This window comes from Methylobacterium sp. J-077, assembly GCF_022829365.1.
Lineage (GTDB): Bacteria > Pseudomonadota > Alphaproteobacteria > Rhizobiales > Beijerinckiaceae > Methylobacterium.
Map to the genome: position 1 here is coordinate 1 of NZ_JAKSYJ010000208.1, position 23,209 is coordinate 23,209.

Here is a 23,209-nt window from a genome sequence, read left to right on the forward strand (position 1 = left end):
CTTTGCGACCGTCTCCACGACCAACATCCCGCGCAAGCCTCCCGTTCGAGCCGGAAGGCATTGTGGATGACTTGTCCTGGGGGTCCCGTTTGGACGCCGATCACCCCGAGAACGGGGTCCTTATTCCACGCCTAATCACAAGATAAGTCCGATATGGAACGTGAGCGCCAGATCCATATTTGGAAATTGCTGCTGAGAGTAAAGATTTGTTCCTCCGGTAATGACCCACCAACGGTCCTTATTAGTATGTATATCCCATACGTCATGACTTGTATTTAAAACAACCTCCGAATAAACCTTTTGTAAAAAAGTCACTTCGAGGTCAGGCGCCTGCCATTCAAAGTACTCTCGAACTTCCTCAGTTTCTTCCTCGGTAGCTTTAAGCATAAATTCCCCTACGGAAGCACAACCGACCAACTTATGAACCTGGACCCGCGTGTTTGGCTTTGGGGTCCCATCATGCGGCCGCGTTCGCCTCAGTTGCTTTCAAGCGTTTTGCGAGCTTGGCGATGGTTGCCCGGCTGCATCCGACAGCAGCCTGGATGTCTGACCATGAGGAACCCGCCCTTAGCATGGCGGTAATTCCGGCGTTCCGCTTCACGTCCTCAGTTCGCCCCTTATAGAGGCCAGCGATCTTGGCCTTCGCCTGACCCTGGGTCTGTCGGCGGCGCCTGTCGTCGTAATCCTTGCGGGCCACGGCCGCCAACATGTCCAGCAGCATTGCGTTGATGGCGTCGAACATCCGCCCGGTGAACTGGTCGGCCTCGGTGCTCGCCATCGTCCATGAGGTCGGTAGGTCGAGGGCCACGACGCGGATGTGGCGTTCGGCCATCTTGGCCTTCAGGCGCCCCCAATCCTCGGCGGTGAGGCGCGAGAGGCGGTCCACCTGCTCCACCAGCAGAACGTCGCCGGACTGCGCGTCGCCGAGCAGACGGAAGAGTTCAGGGCGGGCCAGCGACGCGCCCGAGGCATTCTCGATGTAGGTCGCGGCGATGATGAGGCCGCGCTCGGCGGCGAACCGTTCAAGATCGGCCCGGCCCCGGGATGCATCCTGGTCGTCGGTGGAGGCGCGGAGATAGGCACGAACGAACATGAGAGGCCGGCGAGTTCACTTAGGTTGGTTCACAGTCTAGCAGTTCATTTTGAAATGGCCAAGCTCGGAAAGTGAACCATCCGGACATCGGTTCAGGAGGGGTATACCCATAACGAACTAGGCTTCGCACTTCTTGTAAAAGTCGAACCTGAACGATTGCGCTGACACCCGCGCTGATCCTGGCGTAGGGTGCTGGATATGGACAAGGTGCAACGGGCGCCCTCGGGCTCAGAACACGTCGAAGCGTTCATCGCGCGCTGGCAGGGACGCGAAGGCGGCCAGGAGCGGGCGAACTACGCCCTGTTCCTCTCTGAGTTGTGCGACGTGATTGGGGTGCCCCGGCCTGACCCAGCCGGCGCGACAACCGAACTGAACGACTACGTCCTTGAGCGGGTCGTGCGCGAACCCATCGGCGATGAAACCCACACGCACCGTCGCATCGACCTCTACCGTCGCGGCGCCTTCATTCTCGAAGCCAAGCAATCCCGGCAGGTCGGCGGCTCGAAGGAAGTGGCCGGCGCTGCCGCGGTCAAGGAGCCGGCACCGCGGGGTCGCCGCGGTGCGGAACGGGCCTGGGACGTGCTGATGCTGAATGCCCGGCGCCAAGCGGAGGGCTACGCGCGGTCGCTCCCCGCCGACCACCCCTGGCCGCCCTTCATCCTGGTCTGCGACGTGGGCAACGTCATAGAGGTGTTCGCCGACTTCTCGGGCCAAGGCCGCAACTACAGCCAGTTTCCCGACCGTCAGGGATTCCGGGTTTACCTCGAAGACCTCCGCCGCCAGGAGGTCCGCGAGCGTCTGGGCGCCATCTGGCTCGATCCCTTCTCCCTCGACCCAGCCCGGCAGAGTTCTCGCGTCACCCGCGAAGTCGCCCGGCGGCTGGCCGCGGTGTCGCGAACCCTGGAGGGGCAGCATGAACCGGAAGAGGTCGCCATGTTCCTCATGCGCTGCCTCTTCACCATGTTCGCAGAGGACGTGGAGCTTCTTCCCGAGCGCTCCTTCCGTGACCTCCTCGCCCGCTGCGAGGCGGACCCCAAGAAGCTCGGCCCACTCGTCGGGCAACTCTGGGAGGCGATGGATGCCGGCGGCTTCGCCTACGGCATCGAGGCGACGGTCCGGCGCTTCAACGGCGAGTTCTTCAAGCGCCGGGGGGTGCTGCCGCTGGGAAGCGAGGAAATCCGGAACCTGCGCGAGGCGGCGGAGGCGAATTGGCGCGAGGTGGAGCCCGCCATCTTCGGCACCCTTCTCGAACAGACCCTGTCCGATCGGGAACGTGCGAAGCTCGGTGCGCACTACACGCCTCGGGCCTACGTCGAGCGTCTTGTGGTTGCCACCGTCATAGAGCTCTTGAGGGCGGAGTGGGCTACGGTGCTCTCGACCGCAGAGCGCCAAAAGGTGGAGGGACGGGACAAGGACGCAATCGCCACGGTCCGCGCCTTCCACGACCGGCTCTGCGCCGTGCGCATCCTAGACCCCGCCTGTGGCACAGGAAACTTCCTGTACGTCGCGCTGGAACTGGTGAAGCGCCTCGAAGGCGAGGTGCTGGAAGCCCTGGCCGATCTCGGCGGCCAGGAGGCGCTGAGCGGCCTCGAAGGCTCGACGGTGGACCCGCATCAGTTTCTCGGCCTGGAGTTGAACCCCCGCGCCGCCGCCATCGCCGAACTAGTGCTCTGGATCGGCTACCTGCAATAACATTTCCGGACCCGCGGCGGAGCGCCCTCGGACCCCATCTTGAAAGCCTTCCGCAACGTCCGGGGCTCCTTCGACGCGGTGCTGGACTCCGAACCCGTCCTTGCCCGCGACGAGAGCGGCAAGCCGCTGACCCGGCTCGGTTCGGATGGGACGCCGCAGCCTGTCACCCTTCACCGCAATCCCCGCAGACCGGAGTGGCCCTCAGCCGAGTTCATCGTAGGCAACCCGCCCTTCATCGGCGGCAAGGACCTCCGGGCGCGCCTGGGCGACGCCTACACCGAAGCCCTCTGGGCGGCGCACCCGCACATGAACGAGAGCGCCGATTTCGTGATGTTCTGGTGGGACCGGGCGGCGGAGTTGCTGACCCGCAAGGGCACGGTGCTGCGCCGCTTCGGGTTTGTGACCACGAACAGCATCAGTCAGGTGTTCCAACGTCGGGTCATGGAACGCCACCTCAAGGCGAAGCGGCCTGTCTCGCTCGTTGCAGCCATACCCGACCATCCCTGGACCAAGGCGACACGGGATGCCGCCGCGGTGCGGATCGCCATGACCGTGGTGGAGGCCGGAACTAGGGATGGTGTGCTACGGGAAGTCATCCAGGAAGAAGGGCTCGACACGGACCAGCCGACGGTCGAACTGGACGAACGCGTCGGGACTATCAACTCTGACCTGACGGTGGGCGTGGATCTCTCCGCGACGAAGCCGCTTCGGGCGAACGAGGGTCTGTCCTCGCGAGGCATGTCGCTCCACGGCGCCGGCTTCATCGTCACGCCTGAAAAAGCAACCTCCCTCGGTCTTGGTCGGCGATCTGGCCTGGAACGGCACATCCGACCCTACCGGAACGGACGCGACCTCACGGCCCGGCCCCGGGGCGTCATGGTTATCGACCTCTTCGGCCTATCGGCGGAGGAGGTACGATCACGCTTCCCAGAGGTCTACCAGCATGTCCTGACGACGGTGAAGCCAGAGCGGGAAAAGCAGTTCGTCAAATCGCCGACGAAGGACGCCGAAGCCTACGTTCGTCTTTGGTGGGCGTTCGGGAAGCCTCGTCAGGAGCTACGCCCTGCCCTGGAAGGTCTGCCTCGCTACGTGGTTACGGTCGAGACCATGCGGCATCGCGTGTTCCAGTTCCTGGACGCAAGTATCCTGCCCGACAACAAACTGGTGGCGGTGGCAACGGACGATGCCCTCCACCTTGGCGTGCTCTCGTCTCGCATACATGTAACCTGGGCGGTACGGGCCGGCGGCTGGCTCGGTGTCGGAAACGATTCTGTCTACGTGAAGTCCCGCTGCTTCGACCCCTTCCCCTTCCCCCTGACCACACCTGCCAAAGTCGAACGCATCCGCCGGGCGGGGGAGGCGTTAGACGCCCACCGGAAGGAGCGAAGGACCCTCCACCCCGAGGTGAGCCTGACCGACGCCTACAACGTCTTGGCCAAGCTCCAGGCCGGCACCACTGTTGCCTCGCTCAATGAGGCCGACCGGGCGATCCTGGAGGCTGCCCTGGTCTTGGTCCTGCGCGAGCTTCACGATGACCTCGACGCCGCGGTGGCGGACGCCTACGGCTGGCCGGCGAACCTCACGGAGGACGACATCCTCGCGCGCCTCGTTGCCCTCAACAAGGCTCGGGCGGCGGACGAGCTTCGGGGCGTGGTCCACTGGCTGCGCCCGGGCTTCCAGGTGCCACGTCTGGGCGCTCCTGCCAAAGGGACCGGAGAACAGGTCGAGGCCGACTTGGTGGTCGCGGACGGGGCTGCCGGGAAGCCCGGCTTTCCGCTTGATGATATGGCTCAGACTGCTGTGGTCATGGCTGCCCTCATGGGGGCAGCAGGTCCCCTCGACGCCACCACCATTGCCTCGGGATTTCGGAAAACCCGACGTCTGGAGGAGCGGGTGGGATCGGTCTTGGCAGCCCTCTCCCGCTTGGGCTTCGTGACCACGACGGACGGGGGACGCTCCTATGCACTTCGGCGGGCAGCCTAGGGGGATTATCGCGAATGGCGGTGATGGGTTGGCAGGCAGGCTACGGTCGCACCCACTGGGGATCAGGGAGGCGTTAGGACAGGACACCAACCGGCCTCGGCCGTGAGGGGGGCCATCGCCCCTGCCAAGGTGGCGCTGCATGGCTAGCCGGTTTTTGGGAGACGCGGCTAGCTTGCGGATGATGGTCTTCGAGAGGCCGCCAGGGGGCTCTGAGGGCCATGCCTTCAGCATCCACCAAATCCGGGGCGGCAAGGCGTTCAGAGCGCTCCTGGAGGCTTTCCTGGGCGACCTGTCGGGCGTGATGGCTGATGCGTGCACGCACGGTCCCGGTGATGCCTTTGAGTGCGCCGGATCGGCCGGTGGGGAGTTATGCCGGTACTCGCCGAAGGCGAGCTTTACGCGCGCGCGCGAGGAGCCCGCGGGGCTGGTTTCGATTCTGTCGGCACGCTTCTCCGTCCGCGGCCGCTTCACGACTGCGCAGAGCGTCTCGCCACCCGGGACCCGGGCTTTCGTCATGGCGACCACGCGACCGGCCTCCACGGGCGGCCCGGGGCGTTTGGTGGCCTTGCGGCGGGGACCGGGGTCCGGGCGATCCTCGATCATGATGCGGGTCCCCTCACGCCGGACCACTTTGCCGTTCAGAGTGCCGCGGAACGTTCGGAACTTTCCCGCCGGCTTCATCAGACGGACACGGGGTAATTTCCACAATTCCAAGATCGCTGCTTCAGGCCACATCATGATCTCGCGGTGGTCGATGACGCGGGAGGCGCAATAGTTTGCCGCAGCGCCAGGACGTTCGACCTTATCTTCGTCTATCCACTTGTCGAAGAACTTTACGCCGAGACCCAACATGGCAGCCTCGACCTTGTCGTCGCGTATGTCCCATAAGGCATGAGCATGGATGTCCCAGAGGTCGAGGGCCACGTCGTAGCGAATGTGGACGACGGAGAGCACCGGCCGGATGACGCCGGCCGTGACGAGGCGCCCCACGCGTCGGTCGTAGACCCGTGCGAAATCGGATAGGGCCTTGGCCAAGGTTCCTGGCCGGGCCTTACCTTTTGCAGGTCGAAGGCCGACGAGGCGCAGGTGGCTGAGGTCGCGGTCCTGGGCGAAGGCATCGAACGTCAAGGCCATCGCGGCCGCCTTGCGCCGCGCCAGGGCCGCGAAGAGGGGCCGTTCCCGCGTCTCGTTGACGAGGTGCGCGGTTCCCGTAGAGACAGCCACGAGGATGGTCTCTTGAGCGGGCCGGAAGTCGATCCCGTAGGCCTCCAGGATCGAGATGGTGCGGGCATCGGCCCGGGCCTCCTCGGCGCGCGACAGCGGTAGCTTTCGAGGCCGTCGCCGTCTCCTGCGGACGGAGGGCGCCGACGACGCGCTGGCGTCGTCAGGTGCAGCAGGATCGTCGGAGGATGGGTCGAGGAGCATCGGCGAGCTTTGAGCGCCCACCACAGTGGCAGGGTATTACCAAAGCTCGGCGATTTGCTTGAAAGTGTCGAGGCTGGGCGAGACACGCCGGGGCGGGGCGGGACTTATCGCATTTCTTCGGGCTTGTCGGTGTATCACTCACCGCATAACATCCTGCTTCACCTGCGTTGTAAGTCGTTGAAGACATTGGTGGTACATACGGCCGCGCTTCCTCCCGTAGGGCGCGCCAACAAATCTCCTCAGAAAAACAAAGCTTTAGTTTCTTGGCTTGAGCGCCAGACAAGTTTCTCAGCATCAGCCGGTCCCAAATCGGTCCCAGCTGTGAGGAAATCCGATGGCCACCGTCCGCAAGCGGAATGGCAGGCGCAGGTCCGCAGGACCGGCCATCCGTTGCGAGCCCGGAGCTTCACTACCAAACCCGAGGCCCAGTGGTGGATCCGCGACGTCGAGGCTGAGCTTGATGCCGCTGAGGCTCAGCCGGTCACGGACGTGCAAGCCAGTGCCAATTCGCATTCTCGCTCGTCGGCGACACGGTCAGGGCCGACGATTTGGTGCAGGAGGCCACGGTGAAGGCGTTGGCGAACCGGCAGCGGTTCACGCCCGGCACCCACGTGAATGCTTGGCTGTTCACGATCTTGCGCAACCTATTTTACGACGGGATCCGGAAGGCCAAGCGCGAGGTCGAGGGCGCTGATGGTGTCCACGCCGCGACGCTCACCGCACTTCCGGAGCAGGGGGGCGTGGTCGAGCAGGAGCGCCTGCGGGACTATCTCACACAGATCCCGGAAGCCCAGTGCACAGCCCTGCTGATGGTGGGGGCGGCGGGTTACACCTACGAGAAGGCCGCCGAGTTGCTCCGATGCAAGTTCGGCACGGTGGAGAGCCAGGTGTGCTGGGCCCGCCCTCGCTTGTCGGACGTGTTCGGCTTGAGCGGAGCGGAGGCCCCGGATGCTTTTGCCGAGCATTGCCCGGTTCAGCCAGAAGCCCAGCTAGTTCCTACAGTGCGGCAGAGCTGCGGTTAGGGGTGTACGACCATCGGGAACGTGCGAGCGAAGATCGCGCAGACCACTTCGTTGCTTCCGCGGCGCTCTGATGGCTGCCGAAGATATCGTAGCAGGCGTGCGCCCGGTCCACGATCGCCGGGTTGCAGGCGGAGAACCCGCAGGTCCCCGCCGCCTTCCTCAGCATCCCGTGCATCCGTAGGACATCGGCGCATGCGAAGACGGCGGACGATACGGACCCGGTCGCGGGCATGATGAACGCGATCAGCCGCGCCCCGATCCGGATGGCCCGGAACCTAGCCATCGGCGGGAGCCCGGCGCTCACGCTGTGCCGGGCGCGTTGGTCTCGCCGGCGGGGCCGGGACGCGACCGCGCCCGATTAGCCGGAGATGCGCCAGATATGGATAGACAGCCGGCAGCACGATCAGGGTGAGGAGCGTCGCCGTCACGAGGCCGCCGATCACCACGGTGGCGAGGGGACGCTGGACCTCGGCGCCTGCACTGGTTGAGAGGGCCATCGGCAGAAATCCCAGCGTTGCGACGAGCGCCGTCATCAGCACGGGACGCAGGCGCTGCTCGGCGGCGCGGGTGGCCGCCTCGCGGGCATCGAGCCCGAGGCGTTCGAGGTCGCGGATGTAGCTCGTCAGGACCACGCCGTTCAGGATGGCGATGCCGAAGGTCGCGATGAAGCCGATGGCGGCCGAGATCGAGAACGGCAGGCCGCGCAGGGACAGGGCGACGATGCCGCCGGTCGCGGCGATGGGCACGTTCAGGAAGATCAGGCCGGCGAGCCGGATGTCGCCGAACATCACCACGAGCAGCACCAGGATCGCCGCCATCGCGGCCGGCACAACCACGGTGAGCCGGGCCGTCGCCGCCTGCAGGTTCTGGAACTGTCCGCTCCATTGCAGGGAGTAGCGCGGCGGAAGGCTGACCTGCGCCTTCACGGCGGCCTGGGCATCGCGCACGAAGCTCTGGACGTCGCGCCCGCGGACGTTGGCCTGCCCCGAGATCCGGCGCTGGAGCCGCTCACGGCTGATCTGCGCCGGCCCGGTGGCGACGTCGACGGAGGCGACCAGCGACAGGGGCACCAGCGCCTTGCCGCTCCGGCCGACCGGCAGGTCGCGGATGCGCTCGATATCGCCGCGGTCGACGGCCCTGAGCCGGACCACGATGTCGGTGATGGAGTTGTCGTCGCCGTAGATCATGCCGGCGGTGCGTCCGCCGATGCTCTCGACCACGTCGAGCACGTCGCCGACGTTGACGCCGTAGCGGGCGGCGGCCGCCCGGTCGACCTGGATGGACAGGGCCGGCATGCCCGCCTGGGCCTCGGCCTTGACGTCCGCAGCCCCGGCGACGCCGGAGACCGCGCGCACGATGGCGTCGGCCGTGTCCTTCAGAACCTTCAGGTCGTCGCCGTACAGGCTGATCGCCACGTCGCCGCGCATGCCCTCCAGCAGGTCGTCCATCCGCATCTGGATCGGCTGCGAGAACGTGTAGGACACGCCCGGCACCTCCTCGCGCAGGCGCTTGTCGAAGGCGGCGACGAGCTCGTCCTGCGTGTGCGCCGTCTTCCAGGTCGCGGGGTCGGTGAGCGTGATGAAGCTGTCGGTCGACTCGACGCCCATCGGGTCGGTGGGGATCTCGGCGCTGCCGGTGAGGCTGACCACCCGCTTGACCTCGGGGAAGCTGCGCAACGCCTGCTCGATGCGATGGACGACCTTGAGCGAGGCATCGAGGTTGATCCCCGGCAGCTTCTCGGAGGTCACCACCACCGAGCCTTCCGAGAGCTTGGGCAGGAACTCGCCTCCGAGCCGCGTCGCGAGCAGGCAGCTCCCGCCGAACAGGCCGAGGGTGACGAGGACGGTCAGGGCCGCGTGGCGCTCGGCACCCTTCAGGACCGGGGTGTAGGCTCTCCGCACCCAGCGGACGAGGCGGGTCTCGCGCTCGCCCACCCCCGGCCCGGCCAACACGATGGCGGCGAGCGCCGGCATCAGCGTCATGGTGAGGACCAGCGACCCGGCGAGCGCCAGGATGACGGTCAGCGCCATCGGCCGGAACATCTTCCCGGCCACGCCTTCGAGGGCCAGCACGGGGAGGTAGACCATGATGATGATCGCGACCGCGAACAGGATCGGGCGGGCCACCTCGACGGTGGCCTCGCGGATCACGTCCTCGGCCGGACGCTCCGGATGCTCGCCGCGGGCGCGCAGGACGTTCTCGATCATCACCACGGCGCCGTCGACGATGAGGCCGAAATCGATGGCGCCCAGGCTCATCAGGTTGCCCGAGAGCCCGAGCAGCCGCATCCCCGCGAAGGCCATCAGCATCGACAGCGGGATGGCCGCCGCGACGACGAGCCCTGCCCGCAGGTTGCCGAGAAGCAGCAGCAGCACGACGATGACCAGCACCGCTCCCTCCAGGAGGTTGTGCTCCACCGTGCGGATCGTCCGCGCCACCAGAGTGCTGCGGTCGTAGTACGGCACGATCGCGACGCCCGGCGGCAACTGGGAACCGAGATCCGCGATGGTCTGCTTGACCCGCTCGACCACGGCGCTGGCGTTCTCGCCCTGCTGCATCATAGCGATGCCGACCACGGTCTCGCCGGCGGCATCGTGCGTGACGGCGCCGAGGCGGACTTTTGGCGCCTCCACGACCTCGCCGAGCGTGGCCACCGTCACGGGGACGCCGCCGGGGCCCGTGGTCACGACGACGTTGGCGAGGTCCGCCGTACTTTTGGCGAGGCCGAGGCCGCGGATCACCTCCTGCTGGTCGTTGTGCTCGATATAGGCGCCGCCGCGCGCGGCGTTGTTCTCGGAGAGCGCCGTGTAGACCTGCGCCATGGTCACACCGTAGCGGTGGAGGCTCTCGGCCGAGATGCGGACCTCGTAGGTGGGCATCTGGCCGCCGTAGACGTTCACGTCGGTGATGCCCGGGGTCAGCTTGAGCTTCGGCGCGATGGTCCATTGCAGGATGCGCTTGAGCGCCATCGGCGAATAGGCCGGCCCGCGCACCTCGAACTGGTAGATCTCGCCGAGCCCCGTCGCCATCGGACTCATCTCGGGGTCGCCGACGCCGGCGGGCATCATGGACTTGGCGAGCGGCAGGCGCTGGAACACCTGCGCTCGCGCCTCGGTCACCGCCATGGCGTCGTCGAAGGTGACGTAGACGGCCGACACGCCGTAGCGCGACGTCGAGCGGATGCCCGTGAGGCCCGGCGCACCCGCCATCGCGTTCTCGACGGGGAAGCTGACGAGGCGCTCGACCTCGAGGGGGCCGAGGCCGGGGGACAGGGTGAGGATCATCACCTGCTTGGGCGAGATGTCCGGCACCGCATCGATGGAGAGGCCCTGCAGGTTGGCGATGCCGCCGGCCGCGCCGGCGAGGGCGATCACCACGACGAGCCATCGGCGGCGGACGAGAAGGGCGAACCAGGCTTTCATCGCACCCTCAATCGGTCGAGCCGAGCAGGGCCCGCATCAGGATGGCCTTGAGGCCGAAGCTTCCTTCCGTCGCCACCGTCTCGCCGTCCGTGACGCCGGAGCGGACCTCGACCCAGTCGGCGCGCTGGACCCCGAGGGTCACCCCGCGCCGCTCGAAGCGGTCGTCGGCCGTGCGCACGAAGGCGATGGGGCCGCCCTCGGTCTGCTGGATCGCGGCGGCCGGGACCGTGACGCCGTTCCGGCCGAGATCGGCGGCGATCTCCACCGACACGAACATGTTGGCGCGCAGGGATCCGTCGGGGTTGGCGATCTCGATGCGGGCCGGGGCGGTATTCGTCGCCGGGTCGATCGCTGCGTTCACCGAGCGGACCACGCCCTCGAAGGTCGGATGCGCCTGGACCGGCGCCTCGACCGTCGCCCGGTCGCCGGCCTTCACGCTGGCGATATCGTGGCCGTAGAGGTTGGCCAGCACTTGGATCTGCGAGGGATCGGCCACCGTGAAGGCGTCGCGGTTGGTGTCGACCACCTCGCCCAGGGTGATGCCGGAGGCGGTGACCACCCCGTCGATGGGGGAGACGATGGCGCTGGTGCCGGGCGCCTGGCCCGCCGCTGGGGCGAGGCGCTCGTACTGGGCCTGGTAGAGCGTGACCTGCGCCCGGGCGGACAAGGTGGCCGCGTGGGCCTTCGCGAGCTCGACCTGCCGCCTGTCGACGTCGGCCTGGGCGACCCCGCCGATCTTCACGAGGTCGCTGCCGCGCTTGAGGTTGATCTCGGCCACCTTCTCCGTCGCCTCGGCCTCCCCGAGGCTTGCCTGCGCCGCGGTCAGCCCGTTCCGGGCGTCGAGGACGCCGGCCGCGTCGAGGGTGGCGAGGGTCTCACCGGCGGTGACGCGGTCGCCGGGCTGGACCGCGAGGCTCAGCACGCGGCCAGACGTGCGGGGCTTGAGATGCGTGACCCGGCGCTCGTCGAAGGCGACGGTTCCGGGCGCGCGCACCGGCAGCACGATCCGGCGGATCTCGGCCGTCCCGAAGGCGAGGCCGATCCGCTTCTGCCCCGCGTCGTCGAGGGTCACGAGGTCGGGATTGGCCGCGGGATCGTCGCCTGTCTCCGGATCCTTCGCCCCGGGGGTCGACGGACTCGGCGCGAGGCCGAGGGCGTCGAGGAGGGGGCCCCGGTATTCCCACCCCCCGAAGGCGAGGACGGCCAAAGCCGCGGCGACGAGCGGAAGCTTGGGCGATCGGCGCCGCGGCGAGGCCTGGGAACGGCGCGATGCCCCTTCATGTGCGGAGCTATCGGGGCCAGCCGAATCGACGGCTCCGGCGTCTCGCGCGGGGGGAATCAATTCGGCGTGCAACGACATCAGCGGCCGCGCCGCCGGGCGTGACGGGAGACCGGCATGTGGGGAACCCACCACCTCATCCGTCGAGACCAGCACGAAGCACGTCCTCGGTCACGAAGCGCCCGTTCTCGACGTCACGGATCACGACCTCGTAGCCTTCGCTGCGCCACTCCCTGAGCCGGGCGAGGGACACGTAGGAGGCGGTCTCCACGTCGTAGAGCCGGGTCTGGCCGTACCGGTTGATCAGGCGCCGGGGGCGCCGCTTCCTGGGCATGAACGGCGCGTTCCTCGTTGATCCGTGGCTGGCCGGAGCGCCGGCAGGGCGCGTGGCTTCGTCCGCATCGATGCGTTTCGGGGAAGGGCGTTCGGGCCACGGGATCGCCGCCGGTACGCGCTAGAGCCATTCTAATAAGTTGGGCGAACCCGATGCGGCGCCACTAAATTCGGGTTCATACTGTCCGTAGGTCGGGACCGGCGGCGCGAACTCCGACACAAGGGGCACGAGGCCGGGTTGGCCGGGCGATGGCCGGAGGCATGGACGAGCGTGGCGAGGCTGCTGCTGATCGAGGACGACGCGGAGACGGCCGGCGACGTGCTCGACGATCTGCGCGGTCGCGGCCACGAGGTCGGCTGGGTCGCGACCGGGCTCGACGGGGCGCGAGCGGCCCGGGACGGCGGCTGGGAGGCGATCATCCTGGACCGGATGCTGCCGGGTCAGGATGGGCTCGGTGTCCTGCAGGATCTTCGACGGGACGGGGACCGGACCCCTGCCTTGATCCTCAGCGCGCTGGGCGATGTGGACGAGCGCATCCGGGGCCTACGGGCGGGCGGTGACGACTACCTCGCGAAGCCCTTCGCGCTGGGCGAACTCGCCGCCCGCATCGAGGCGCTGCTCCGGCGTCCGGCGACCAGGCCCGAGACGGTCCTGCGCGTCGGCAGCCTGGAGATCGACCTGATCGCAGGCACCGGCCGGCGCGGCACGCGCGACCTGGCTTTGTTGCCGCGCGAACTCAAGCTCTTGACCTACCTGATGCGATGCCCCGGGCAGATCGCGACGCGGGCGATGCTGTTCGAGGAGGTCTGGAACTATCGGTTCACCCCGAAGTCGAACCTCATCGACGTCCATGTCGGACGTCTGCGGCGGAAGCTCGAAGCGAGCGGCGAGACGCCCCTGATCCAGAACGTGCGCGGCATCGGCTTCATGCTCACGCCCGATGACTGACCTCCTGCGCTCCACCACCATTCGCTGGGCGCTCGGGATCGCCCTGTGGTCGATCCTGCTCGCGCTGACGATGTTCGCCTTCATCTACTGGCAGACGGCGGCCTACCTGCGTGAGGAACTCGCCGAGACGCTGCGGCTGGAGGTCCGCGCCGCCGCCGCGGATCCTGCGGCCGCGGCGATGCGGGTCGACACCTGGACCGCCATGGATCTCCACGCCACCCATTACGGCGGCCTGTTCGGCCCCGGCGGCACGCGCTTGGCCGGCAATCTCGGGGCGGTGCCGGATCGTCTCGTGCGCGACGGCGACGCCTACCGCGTCAGCGCCACGGTGGATGTCGCGGGCCGCACCCTCGCCGACGAGATCTGGGCCGCCGCCCTGGCGCTCCCGAACGGCGGCACCGTCGTCATCGCCCACGATACCGACGAGATCGACCGGGTGCGGGGGACGACCCTGCGCGCCCTCGGCCTCGGCCTCGTGCCGACGCTGATGCTCTCAGGATTGGGCGGCCTCCTCCTCGCGCGCCGCGCCCGCAGGAGGCTGGCCGCGACCGAGGCGGCCCTGGCCGAGGTGATGCGCGGCGACCTGCGCAAACGATTGCCGGTCGGGAAGCGCGGGGACGAGTTCGACCGTCTTGCCGGGAACGTGAACCGCATGCTCGACGAGATCGAGCACCTGATGGGCGAGGTTCGCAGCGTCGGCGATGCCGTCGCGCACGACCTGCGCACCCCCCTCACCCGGCTGCGGGCACGCCTGGAGCGCAGCCGGGCCCAGGCCAGCACCGTCACGGAGTTCCGCGAGACGATCGATCAGGGCCTCGCCTGGATCGACCAGACGCTGGCCATGGTCACGGCCGTCCTGCGGATCGGGGAGATGGAGGACGGCCGCCGCCGCGCCGCGTTCACGCGCGTCGACCTCGGCGAGGTCGCCTCCGTAGCGGTGGAGTTCTTCGAGCCCATCGCCGAGGAGAGAGGCATCCGCCTCGACATCGCTATCGCATCGGGAGCCCAGGTGATCCTGGGTGACCGCGACCTGTGCTTCGAGGCCCTGTCGAACCTCCTCGACAACGCCTTGAAGTTCACGCCTTCCGGAGGCGCCGTCATCGTGAGCGTCAGCCGGATCGGGGATGCCGTGGTCGCAGCCGTCGACGATACGGGGCCAGGCCTGCCGCCGGGCGATCACGCGCAGATGTTCCAGCGATTCTACCGCGCCGAGACGGCCCGCCTGACTCCAGGCAATGGTTTGGGGCTAAGCCTGGTTGCGGCGATCGCCAAGCTTCACAACGCAACCGTCACGGCGCGCTCGCTCGCGGCAGGCGGCGGCTGTTTCAATATCGCTTTCCCGGCTGTCGAAACCGGCCGTGATCACTCCCATTTGACTGGCGGCTGATCGCCGAATTGGGCGTCGTCGTCGACGAGGGATTGGAGCACGCCGCCCAGGAAAGCGGGGGTCACAGAGCCAAAATAAGATCGGGACGGGAAGGCTGCCCTGCCGCGAATGCGATCACATCGGATGAATGCGGATGGCTGGCGGGCGCGGCATCTCGACCGGTCCCGCAACCCTGGCAAGTCGCTCACGTTCGATACGATGGCCAGACATGTTCCTCTTCGGTTCGATCCTTCCTTCGAGACCATCCCCGAGGACGAGGATGAGACGCAGCGGGGCCTGACGGAGGCCATGCTGGCCATCCAGCGGAAGACTCACGCCGATACCGGCTATGCCCATCGCGCCGTCCATGCCAAGGCGCACGGATACCTCCGGGCGAAGTTCGAGGTGCTCCCCGACCTGCCCCCGGCGCTGGCCCAAGGCCTGTTCGCCTCGCCCGCTTCCTACGACGCCATCCTGCGGTTCAGCACGACCCCGGGCGACGTGCTCCATGACGGCGTCTCCACGCCGCGCGGTGCCGCCCTGAAGGTCCTGGGTGTGCCCGGGCCGCGCCTGCCCGGCAGCGAGGGCGAGACCACCCAGAATTACGTGCTGGGCAACTCGCCGTCGTTCCAGATCGGCACCGCCAAGGGCTTCCTCCGGCAACTCAGGCCCCTGGCCGCCACGACGGGCCACGCGGAACCGGTTAAGAAGGTCATCTCGGCGGTGGCTCGCATCGCCGAGGCGACCCTCGAGATGGTCGGGGGCAAGTCGGCGACGCTGACCACCCTGGCCGGCCAAGCGAAGACCCACCTCCTCGGAGACAGCTTCTTCTCCCAGGCTGCGCTGCTCCATGGCGACTACTTCGCCAAGGTGGCTCTCTCCCCGGTCTCGTCCGAGCTCGTCGCCCTGTCGGAGCGTCCCATCGATACCTCCGGTCATCCGGATGCGATCCGTGAATCCGTACGGGACCACTTCCGGACTTGTCCGGCCGTCTGGGAGCTGCGGGTTCAGCTGGCGACGGATATCGACGCGATGCCGGTGGAGGACGCGGCCGCGACGTGGCCCGAGGATGAGAGCCGCTACCTACCCGTCGCCCGCATCACGGCCGTCCCGCAGGACACTTGGACGGACGATATGCGTGAATGGGTCGAGGACAAGATGGCCTTCAATCCATGGACGGGCCTGGCCGCGCATCGGCCGCTGGGCTCGATCATGCGCGCCCGCCGTCCCGCCTACGCCGCCGCCCGCGACTACCGCGCCCGATCTAACGGCGTCGAGATCGAGGAGCCTGCCGCGCTTTCCTCCTCCTGAACCCCTTCCTCCAAACTTGGGTTGCAGGCGTCGAGGGCACCCATAAGCGCTGATCCCTGCTCCCGGTCGAATTGCTCAAGCCCCGGGCAGGCCCGGTCGGAGGTCGCCTGGGGTACGAGATCGGTCGTGACCACGCCAGCCTTGGATAAGCCAATAGCCGTCCCTCTAGGTTCTCCTGAAGCCGTGCAGATACGCCTTGATCAACACCATCGTGCCGTTCGACGCCTCCGGCAGGGTGACCACCGATGACACCGAACGCTGTGGCCGGTCGGGGTCGTGCTCGGAGGTATGGAAGGAGACCGTGACGTGGTCGGTGCTCAGGCCGCCGGCCCTCAGCGTCTCGCCCAGCCTAGTTGTTTAATCCCGGGATGAGGTGGTGCGGATCGACCCTGAACCGATCTGGGTGGTTGGTCCACGCCTGACAGATGGTTTGAAACGAGGTCTTCCAGCGGGGTGCCTCGAGGTGCTTGGCGAAGTTGTAGGCTGTGACGAAGGCCGGGACATGCGCCTTCAGGCTCGCCAGATCTTCGTAGCGGAAGACCTTGACGGTCGTATCCTTGATCGTGCGGTTCATGCGCTCGGCCTGCCCATTGGTCCAGGGATGGTATGGCTTGGTCAGACGATGCTCGATGCAGGCGCGATCGAAGATGTGCGGTCCGAGGAACTGTCGGCTCGGTCCGGTCCTGTGCGTGGGCAGATCGGCGAATGCCAATCCGGTGTCGGTCAGTACCGTGTGGATCTCGTAAGGGAATGTGGCCACGACGTTTCTGAGGAAAGCTGATCCTTCCCTCTTGCCGGTGCTGTCGTGAAACTCGACGGCGGTAAGCTTCGAAACCCGGTCGATTGCCAGAAACATGATCAGCTTGCCGTCGGCGTGGCGCAACTCACAACTGTCGAGATGCAGGTCGCCGATCTCGTAGGTCTTGAAGCGTTTGCGTGTCTGCGCCGTCTCGGCTGCCGGAAGACGGGAGATGCCGTGCCGTTGCAGGCACCGATGCAGGGCGGAGCGGCTCAAGTTCGGGATCGTGTCGCGCAGGCAGCCCAGGATATCGTCGAGCGGCCGCAGCGTTCGACGCCGGACCTCGACCACGATGGCCTCCTCGGCCGGCGTCAGCACCGTACTCTTGAGCTTCTTCGGCCCCATCGGAGCGTCGGTCGTCACCGCCCGCCCACGCCATTTGGCGACCGTCTTCGGGTTCTGGCCGTACGCGGCGGCAAGGGCGCGGCTACGTTCTTTCGACGCTTGGAACTCGGCTCGTACTTCGGCAGGCTCAGCATGAGGCACGCGGCGTCGTTCGAGCGCCGCCGTGAGGAACTTCTGCCACAGTGCATCCTCCGCCTAACGCGTCAGCGTCGATGACGCACCTTCACACTCCGGGACTGCACGTGGCTTCGGCATCCCGGAGATGCGAGCAAGGGCGACTCTTCGAAACCCAGCCGTTCCTCGACCGAGCGCCTGAGCGATCAACGCCCGATGACGGTGTCTCAGCTGCTTCCAGACGCAGGTCTCCGACAGACCGTTCGCGAGAGACGCGGCATACTCAATGTGTAGCGGCCAGCATTCGACAGGGCTGAACCACCCCCATCAAGCCTCACAGGCCATCGTCTCAACGCGTGGGGGGCAACGTGGCCGCAGGTTTCGCGGCTTGGTTCCACCCTCTTCGGAGAGGCCGGCTCAGACTTGGACCGGCTCAGATTTGGGCCGACGCAGCCACCGGTGCCGGACAAACGGACGCCTCGCGCGCCGCCTCGGGGGCGCCCGGCTACACGGCGAACTTCAGGGCGAACCGCTCGGCGCCGAGGCGCTTCTGGATGGCCTGCGCGACGAACTCGGCATCGCGGCCGACCGCGCCGAAGCGGCCGGAGCCCCAGGTATTCAGCCAGGGCAGACCGATGAAGGAGACGCCGTCCTCCTGCGTCACGCCGCGCTTGTGCTTGGGGTTCCCCGCGCCGTTGAAGACGGACGCGTCGAGCCACCGGAAGTCCGGCGTGAAGCCGATGCACCAGACGATCGCGGTGATGCCCGAGGCCGCCAGAGCGAGGCCGGTGACGGGCTCGCCCGGCTCCCAAACGGGGGTGTAGTGCGCCTGCACCGGAGCGTCGACGGCGTTCTCGGCGATGTGCTTGTCGATGGCGGCGTTGATGCCGTTGTAAGTCCGGTCGGCCCCGTCGAGGGAGCGCTTGAGGTTGTCGCGGAAGCGCAGAGCGCCATCGTGATAATCGTCCAGCACGCCGTAGAGCTTCATGCCCTCCTTGGCGAAGCGGCGCAGGTCGATATCCCGGCCACCGTCGCGGCCGGTCACGTAGTGGTTGGTGTTGTCGCGGACGCCGTCGCGCAGCGGATGGTTGTCGACGGTCATCTCGTAGTAGCCCATATCGGCGAGCCAAGTGACGACGTCGCGGCCCCGGTAGAACCGGGCGCAGCGCGGCGCATCGCCCACTGCGAGATGCACCGTGCGGCCGGCAAGATGCAGGTCCTCGGCGATCTGCGCGCCGGACTGGCCTGAGCCGACCACCAGAACCTCGCCCTCAGGCAGTTGCGCCGGGTTGCGGTACTGGTTCGAGTGGATCTGCGTGACCGAACCCGGCAGCTTCTCGGCCATGCGGGGGATGATCGGGGTGTGATAGCCGCCCGAGGCGACCACGATCTCGTTCGCCGTGTAGTCGCCGTCCGACGTGTGCACCGAGAAGATCCCGTCTTCGGCGCGTACGACGCGCGTGACCGCGACACCCTCGCGGATCGGCGGGTTCACTTTGGCCACGAAGCCCTTCAAATACGCGACGATCTCGTCCTTCTTCATGAACCCGTCCGGATCCGGCCCATCGTAGGGGTGCCCTGGCAGGTCACATTGCCAGTTCGGCGTGACCAGGCAGAACGTGTCCCAGCGCTGGCTCGACCACGTGTGCGCGGCGGTATGCTTCTCGAAGACGAGATGATCGATCCCGCGCTGCTTCAGGTGATAGCTGACCGAGAGACCGGCCTGGCCACCGCCGACGATGGCGACCGGGACGTGACGGGGCGTGGACGTCATGGCTCTAACTCCGCGATGGTTCGAGGGGAGGTGCCGGGTTCAGGGCTCGAAGGTCTCGACCGTGACGAGGCCCCCAGGGTCCTGCCGCTTCGCCGCGGCCTCGATCCGGGCGCGTTGGGCCATCGCCGACGGGCACGCGAAGCCGTATGTCTCACGCACCCGCTCGCTCGCGATGGTGAGGGCCGTGCGGGTCTTCTCGACGAAGTCGTCGAGGGCGTAGCTCTCGCCGACCGTGAGAAAATCCTTCACGACGAGGGAGGGCGAGTAGCAGGCCTCGCGCTTTCCATCGGGCCAGCGGATGTGGAAGTGCATCTCAGGCATGGATCGGCTCCCGTCCGGCGCGGGCGCAGGCCGCGTAGGTATCGAGGTGACGCTCGGCGCAGGCGCGCCAGGTGTGAGCGGCGGCGCGGGCCGAACCGGCCGCGCGCAGCCTCTCGCGCGTCATAGGCGCCAGGGCGGCCATCATGGCGGCGGCGATGTCCCGGGGATCGTCGGGATCGACGAACAGGGCGTCGTCGCTCCGGAGGTATTCGGTAAAGGGCGGCCGGCGAGAGACGATCGCCGGGGTGCCGCAGGCCATCGCCTCCAGCACGCAGAGCCCGAAGCCCTCCTTCCAAGAGGGAAAGGTGAGAACGTCCGCGCTCCGATAAAGGGCCGGCATCTCCTCCTGCGAGACGGGCCCGGTCTCGATCACCGCCTCGCCGCGCCCGACCGCGAGACCGTGGGCGCTCAGGGCGGTGCGGCAGCGGGCGCCGTAGGCTGCATGGTCGAGGAGTGATGCGCCGCCCACGACCACGAGCTGCGCTTGGCGGTGGCGTCGACGCAGGAGCGCGAAAGCCTCGATGATCCCGGCCGTATTCTTCCGCGCCTCGAAGCCGCCGACGCTCAGGACGACAGGCCCGACGCCGAGGCCCCAGCGCTCCCGCACGATCGGGTCAGCTCCGGTCGGCGCCGCTTGGTAGATCGACAGGTCCACGCCGTTCCCGACGACGACGATCTCCGTACCGCAATCGTCCGCGATCCGGTCGGCCCAGGTGCGGCTGACACAGAGCAGGCGCGTGGCCTCACGGATCGAGCGATCCTGCCAGTCCGCGAGCACCGGGTCTGCGAAGCTGTCGACGTGGTGGACCGTGCGCACGAAGCCGGGGATCAGGCGGCGGTGCTTGAGCGTCGCGAGCGCATTGCCGCCGATGCCGCAATGGGCGTGGAAGACGTCGAAGTCACAGGCGGCGGGGGACGCGAAGTGGCGCAGGTAATCATCGATGCGCGCCCGCACGCGGTCGACCGTCGTACCGGCGACCGGCTTTGCGGCCACCGAGACCGTCGGGCAGGCGGCCGCGCGAAAGAAGCCGCGCCCTGTCGGATCGGGCGCGTGGACCACCGCCTCATGCCCGAGCGCACACAGGGCCTCGGCCAGAGCGAGGCCATGCGCGACGCCGCCCCGTGGGTTGGTGGAGTGGGTCAGGACGGCGATACGCAGGGCCGTCATCGGACGCCACCCAGGCCGTCCTGGCCGCAGCCGATCAGCGGGCTGACAGCGAAGTCCCAGACCACGGCCTCTCCGCCGGAGGCATCGCGCACCCGGGCGACCCGGCTCGCATCGAGTTTTCCCACCGTGGCGACCGCGATGTCCCGTTCGGCGAACCGCGCGCGGACGGTAGGCATGCAGTCCGGGTGCACGCTCAAGAGGTAGCCGAAGCTCGGGAAGGCGGTGAGCCAGCGGGCGAGTGGGATGCCGGCGGGTCGCGGGATCGCGTCGAGGTCTATGACGCCGCCGACGTTCGAGCATTCCAGCAGCATCAGGGCAGTGCCGACGACGCCCGCCATGCTGATATCCTTGGCCGCCCGGCAGAGCCCGTCCTCGGCGAGGCCCGGCAGCAGCGCGAGATCGCCGCGCAAACGCTCGCCCGCGGTGCCGGTCGAGGCATCCCAGTACGGGTATGGGTCGCGGAAGCGCCCGCGCAGGTCGATCGCCGCGACGAGGTCGTCGCCAGGCGCCGCGTCGAAGCTCGTGAGCAGGCGCGGGCCGGCCCGGCCGAGCACCGCGACCGCGAGGTTGCCCGCATCGGCCCGGGTATTGGTATGGCCGCCGACGATCGGGACGCCGTAGAGCGCCGCAGCGTCGGACAGGCCTGCCAGGATCGGGTCCGCCGCCGCGGCATCCCGGCTCCACAGCGCGTCGACCACGGCGAGCGGGCGCCCACCCATCGCGGCGATGTCGCTGAGATTGACCATGATGCCGCAATAGCCAGCGAAGTACGGATCGGCCGCGACGAAGCTGTCGAGGAAGCCCTCGATGGCGAACAGCAGATGGCCGTCGCCATCCGGTATGGCGGCGCAATCGTCGCCGACCGGCACCGTGGCGCGCCGGACGTTCAGGCCGAGCCGCGCGACCACGGCATCGATGTCGCGCTTGTGAGCCACCCCGCGCGCGTCACGGATCTGGCGAGCCAGGGCCTGGAGGTCGAAGCCGGCATTCATCACGCGGCCTTGCGGAACGTGACGAGTCCCCGTTCGGGGTCCTGCATCGGCGGGTAGGCGGCGAGGTCGGCCTGCATCAGGTGATGCGGCCGCCCGTGCAGGTCGACCGCGTCGAGGCTCGTCCAGTGCAGGGCCTGGAACAGTGCGACGTTGCGATCCTGCACATGGGCCAGGAACCGCGTGCAGCCCCGGGCATGGGCCGCGGAGACCGCGACCTGGATGAGCCCGGCGCCCAGGGCCGCGGTTCCGCGAAACGCTCCGGCGACGGCCAGGCGCGAGCCCCACCACGCGCCGGGATGCTCCTGACCTTCGTGGATGCGCACGGTGCCGACGACGGCATCGGCGTCGCCGCCAAGCGTCGAGAGGGCACAGATCGGGATCGCGTGCGCGTCGACGGCGTCCCGGTCGTCTTCGGTGAAGATGCCCTGCTCCGCGCAGAAGACCTGCCGGCGCAGGGCCGCGCAGGCGCGTCGCTCCCACGAACCAGTGGCGAACTTGATGCGAAAGTGGCTGGGCCAGTACGGCGGCACCGGTTCGAGGATCACGATGCCGCCCCCGCGCGCTCGTAGGTCGACAGCGCCGAGCAGGCGCCGCAGCGCCCGCAACCCGCCTTGATGTCGGTGGAGCGCAGATCCGCCGTCGCCAGCATGGTGGCGAGCGGCGCCAGGATGGCGTGCATGAAGTCGGGGCCGGGCGCCGGGTGGCTCTCCAGGGGGGTCCCGGAGATCGGCACGAACGGCACCACGAACGGGTAGACGCCCATCCCGATCAGGCGCTCGGCCGTCTCCAGGATCGCCTCCGGCGCGTCGCCGAGGCCGGCGAGGATGTAGGTCGAGACCTGGCCCCGACCGAAAACAGGGACGGCGGCCTCGAAGGCCGCGTAATACCGCTCCAGCGGCACACTCGCCTTGCCGGGCATGATCCGGGTCCGGACCTCGGGCGTGACCGCTTCCAGATGCATGCCGAGGGCATCGACGCCCGACGCCTTCATCCGCTCGAACCAGCGGTCGTCATCCGGCGGCTCGCACTGCGCCTGGATCGGCAGGTCGACCGCGGCTTTGACGGCGAACGCGCTCTCGCAGAGCACGGCGGCGCCCCGGTCGGTGGCGTTCGGGGTACCGGTCGTCATGACCATGTGCCTGACGCCGTCGAGGAGGACGGCCGCGCGGGCGACCTCGGCGAGCTGTTCGGGCGTCTTGTGCGCGACGGTGCGACCGGCGGCGAGCGATTGGCCGATCGAGCAGAACTGGCAGGTCTTCGTGCGGCTCGCGTAGCGGATGCAGGTCTGGAGCACCGTGGTGGCGAGCACGTCCCGCCCGTGCAGCACGGCGATCTTCGCGTAGGGCACGCCGTCGAAGGTCGAGAGCGCGTAGAAGCGCGGCTTACCCGGAAAGGTCGCCTGCCCGATCACCACGCCGTCATGCTCGATCACCGAGACCCCGTTGGCGTCCGGGCGGCGGACCAGGAAGGGTGAATCGAAGGCGGCCTCGGTGTGGACCGGCACCATCACGGTGCGCCCCGCGATGGTTATGGCCTTGTGGTCCGACGGACCGGCCCCGCCACGGCGGCTCGGGGCCCCGGCGCGGCTGTCGGCGAGCCTAACGCCGTAGGACTGCAACGCGTTGATCAGGCGTTCCGTCGGCATCCCGACCAGGCCCGCCACCACCGGCGGCGACGGGGGCAGGCTCGTCGGAAGCGGAGAACTGCTCATGGTCGAGGCTCCGGAAATCGGTCTGGGAACGGATCGGCTGGTGCACGAACGAGGCCGGGCGGTCGTCGTGGAGCAGGCTGAGGAGTTCGGGCCTCGCGTAGTGGCCGACC

Annotated in this window: 18 protein-coding genes and 2 pseudogenes; 6 read left to right on the forward strand and 14 right to left on the reverse strand. The window is 68.0% G+C overall.

Annotated features, from left to right (window positions below):
• Positions 1-135: 135 nt before the first annotated feature.
• Positions 136-387 (reverse strand): hypothetical protein, encoded by a 252-nt coding sequence (locus tag MKL11_RS24835; RefSeq protein ID WP_243948171.1) that lies wholly within the window; start codon positions 385-387, stop codon positions 136-138.
• Between the two features lie 70 nt (positions 388-457).
• Entirely contained in the window at positions 458-1,093 is a 636-nt protein-coding gene (locus MKL11_RS24840; RefSeq protein ID WP_243948173.1) for a recombinase family protein, read from the reverse strand.
• Positions 1,094-1,291: 198 nt separating this feature from the next.
• On the opposite strand from MKL11_RS24840, the gene MKL11_RS33435 reads away from it, so the two are divergent.
• The 3 genes from MKL11_RS33435 (at position 1,292) to MKL11_RS24850 (ending at position 7,215) form a co-directional block, all read left to right on the forward strand.
• Positions 1,292-2,785: a type IIL restriction-modification enzyme MmeI gene (locus tag MKL11_RS33435; protein ID WP_313900781.1), complete on the forward strand. Its 1,494-nt coding sequence runs from the start codon at positions 1,292-1,294 to the stop codon at positions 2,783-2,785.
• A gap of 39 nt (positions 2,786-2,824) precedes the next feature.
• Positions 2,825-4,768, forward strand: a complete 1,944-nt coding sequence (locus MKL11_RS33440; RefSeq protein ID WP_313900782.1) for a DNA methyltransferase — start codon at positions 2,825-2,827, stop codon at positions 4,766-4,768.
• Positions 4,769-6,744: 1,976 nt separating this feature from the next.
• Positions 6,745-7,215, forward strand: a complete 471-nt coding sequence (locus MKL11_RS24850; protein WP_243948175.1) for a sigma factor — start codon at positions 6,745-6,747, stop codon at positions 7,213-7,215.
• A gap of 275 nt (positions 7,216-7,490) precedes the next feature.
• Here MKL11_RS24850 and MKL11_RS24855 read toward each other — a convergent pair whose 3' ends face one another.
• The 3 genes from MKL11_RS24855 to MKL11_RS24865 are packed head-to-tail and all read right to left on the reverse strand — an operon-like array spanning position 7,491 to position 12,250.
• Positions 7,491-10,637, reverse strand: coding sequence for an efflux RND transporter permease subunit (locus MKL11_RS24855; RefSeq protein WP_243948177.1), 3,147 nt, complete (start codon positions 10,635-10,637; stop codon positions 7,491-7,493).
• A 7-nt stretch (positions 10,638-10,644) separates the two neighbouring features.
• Positions 10,645-11,997 carry an efflux RND transporter periplasmic adaptor subunit gene (locus tag MKL11_RS24860; protein ID WP_409565909.1) on the reverse strand — a complete coding sequence of 451 codons (1,353 nt, stop codon included), beginning with the start codon at positions 11,995-11,997 and terminating at the stop codon, positions 10,645-10,647.
• Between the two features lie 55 nt (positions 11,998-12,052).
• Entirely contained in the window at positions 12,053-12,250 is a 198-nt protein-coding gene (locus tag MKL11_RS24865; protein ID WP_243948181.1) for a polyhydroxyalkanoate synthesis regulator DNA-binding domain-containing protein, read from the reverse strand.
• Positions 12,251-12,520: 270 nt separating this feature from the next.
• Between MKL11_RS24865 and MKL11_RS24870 the strand changes: the two genes are divergently transcribed.
• The 3 genes from MKL11_RS24870 to MKL11_RS24880 all read left to right on the forward strand — a co-directional run bounded on the left by MKL11_RS24870 (position 12,521) and on the right by MKL11_RS24880 (position 15,875).
• Positions 12,521-13,198, forward strand: coding sequence for a response regulator transcription factor (locus MKL11_RS24870; protein ID WP_243948183.1), 678 nt, complete (start codon positions 12,521-12,523; stop codon positions 13,196-13,198).
• Positions 13,191-14,585, forward strand: coding sequence for an ATP-binding protein (locus tag MKL11_RS24875; RefSeq protein ID WP_243948186.1), 1,395 nt, complete (start codon positions 13,191-13,193; stop codon positions 14,583-14,585). Before MKL11_RS24870 ends, MKL11_RS24875 begins: the two co-directional genes overlap by 8 nt.
• 123 nt (positions 14,586-14,708) lie before the next feature.
• The gene (locus MKL11_RS24880) at positions 14,709-15,875 is read left to right on the forward strand and encodes a catalase family protein (protein ID WP_243948187.1); all 1,167 of its coding nucleotides are present in this window, start codon (positions 14,709-14,711) and stop codon (positions 15,873-15,875) included.
• A 165-nt stretch (positions 15,876-16,040) separates the two neighbouring features.
• Here MKL11_RS24880 and MKL11_RS33635 read toward each other — a convergent pair whose 3' ends face one another.
• From MKL11_RS33635 to MKL11_RS24925, 9 genes and pseudogenes are all read right to left on the reverse strand, one after another.
• A complete protein-coding gene (locus MKL11_RS33635) occupies positions 16,041-16,223 on the reverse strand; it encodes a hypothetical protein (RefSeq protein ID WP_409565910.1) in 183 nt (60 codons plus the stop codon).
• 1 nt (position 16,224) lies between these two features.
• Positions 16,225-17,200 (reverse strand): annotated as a pseudogene (locus tag MKL11_RS24890) (integrase core domain-containing protein).
• 438 nt (positions 17,201-17,638) lie between these two features.
• Complete coding sequence (locus tag MKL11_RS24895; RefSeq protein ID WP_243948189.1) at positions 17,639-18,907, reverse strand: MSMEG_0569 family flavin-dependent oxidoreductase; 1,269 nt, start codon at positions 18,905-18,907, stop codon at positions 17,639-17,641.
• Positions 18,908-18,946: 39 nt separating this feature from the next.
• On the reverse strand, positions 18,947-19,228 hold the full coding sequence (locus MKL11_RS24900; protein ID WP_243948192.1) for an MSMEG_0570 family nitrogen starvation response protein: 282 nt from the start codon (positions 19,226-19,228) through the stop codon (positions 18,947-18,949).
• Positions 19,221-20,396 (reverse strand): MSMEG_0565 family glycosyltransferase, encoded by a 1,176-nt coding sequence (locus MKL11_RS24905; protein WP_243948194.1) that lies wholly within the window; start codon positions 20,394-20,396, stop codon positions 19,221-19,223. The genes MKL11_RS24900 and MKL11_RS24905 overlap by 8 nt, the downstream gene beginning before the upstream one ends.
• Complete coding sequence (locus MKL11_RS24910; RefSeq protein ID WP_243948196.1) at positions 20,393-21,388, reverse strand: sll0787 family AIR synthase-like protein; 996 nt, start codon at positions 21,386-21,388, stop codon at positions 20,393-20,395. The genes MKL11_RS24905 and MKL11_RS24910 overlap by 4 nt, the downstream gene beginning before the upstream one ends.
• On the reverse strand, positions 21,388-21,933 hold the full coding sequence (locus MKL11_RS24915; RefSeq protein WP_243948198.1) for an MSMEG_0567/Sll0786 family nitrogen starvation N-acetyltransferase: 546 nt from the start codon (positions 21,931-21,933) through the stop codon (positions 21,388-21,390). Before MKL11_RS24915 ends, MKL11_RS24910 begins: the two co-directional genes overlap by 1 nt.
• Positions 21,930-23,033 carry an MSMEG_0568 family radical SAM protein gene (locus tag MKL11_RS24920; protein ID WP_243948200.1) on the reverse strand — a complete coding sequence of 368 codons (1,104 nt, stop codon included), beginning with the start codon at positions 23,031-23,033 and terminating at the stop codon, positions 21,930-21,932. The genes MKL11_RS24915 and MKL11_RS24920 overlap by 4 nt, the downstream gene beginning before the upstream one ends.
• Positions 22,987-23,209: pseudogene (locus MKL11_RS24925) on the reverse strand (aliphatic nitrilase); the annotation flags it as partial. The pseudogene MKL11_RS24925 and the gene MKL11_RS24920, both read right to left, overlap by 47 nt.

What these genes read in the sequence shown, in the direction of transcription:
- MKL11_RS24835 (WP_243948171.1), bottom strand. Translation starts at nt 387, where the DNA reads ATGCTTAAAGCTACCGAGGAAGAAACTGAGGAAGTTCGAGAGTACTTT.
- MKL11_RS24840 (WP_243948173.1), bottom strand. Translation starts at nt 1,093, where the DNA reads ATGTTCGTTCGTGCCTATCTCCGCGCCTCCACCGACGACCAGGATGCA.
- MKL11_RS33435 (WP_313900781.1), top strand. Translation starts at nt 1,292, where the DNA reads ATGGACAAGGTGCAACGGGCGCCCTCGGGCTCAGAACACGTCGAAGCG.
- MKL11_RS24855 (WP_243948177.1), bottom strand. Translation starts at nt 10,637, where the DNA reads ATGAAAGCCTGGTTCGCCCTTCTCGTCCGCCGCCGATGGCTCGTCGTG.
- MKL11_RS24860 (WP_409565909.1), bottom strand. Translation starts at nt 11,997, where the DNA reads ATGTCGTTGCACGCCGAATTGATTCCCCCCGCGCGAGACGCCGGAGCC.
- MKL11_RS24865 (WP_243948181.1), bottom strand. Translation starts at nt 12,250, where the DNA reads ATGCCCAGGAAGCGGCGCCCCCGGCGCCTGATCAACCGGTACGGCCAG.
- MKL11_RS24875 (WP_243948186.1), top strand. Translation starts at nt 13,191, where the DNA reads ATGACTGACCTCCTGCGCTCCACCACCATTCGCTGGGCGCTCGGGATC.
- MKL11_RS24880 (WP_243948187.1), top strand. Translation starts at nt 14,709, where the DNA reads ATGAATGCGGATGGCTGGCGGGCGCGGCATCTCGACCGGTCCCGCAAC.
- MKL11_RS24895 (WP_243948189.1), bottom strand. Translation starts at nt 18,907, where the DNA reads ATGACGTCCACGCCCCGTCACGTCCCGGTCGCCATCGTCGGCGGTGGC.
- MKL11_RS24900 (WP_243948192.1), bottom strand. Translation starts at nt 19,228, where the DNA reads ATGCCTGAGATGCACTTCCACATCCGCTGGCCCGATGGAAAGCGCGAG.
- MKL11_RS24905 (WP_243948194.1), bottom strand. Translation starts at nt 20,396, where the DNA reads ATGACGGCCCTGCGTATCGCCGTCCTGACCCACTCCACCAACCCACGG.
- MKL11_RS24910 (WP_243948196.1), bottom strand. Translation starts at nt 21,388, where the DNA reads ATGAATGCCGGCTTCGACCTCCAGGCCCTGGCTCGCCAGATCCGTGAC.
- MKL11_RS24920 (WP_243948200.1), bottom strand. Translation starts at nt 23,033, where the DNA reads ATGCCGACGGAACGCCTGATCAACGCGTTGCAGTCCTACGGCGTTAGG.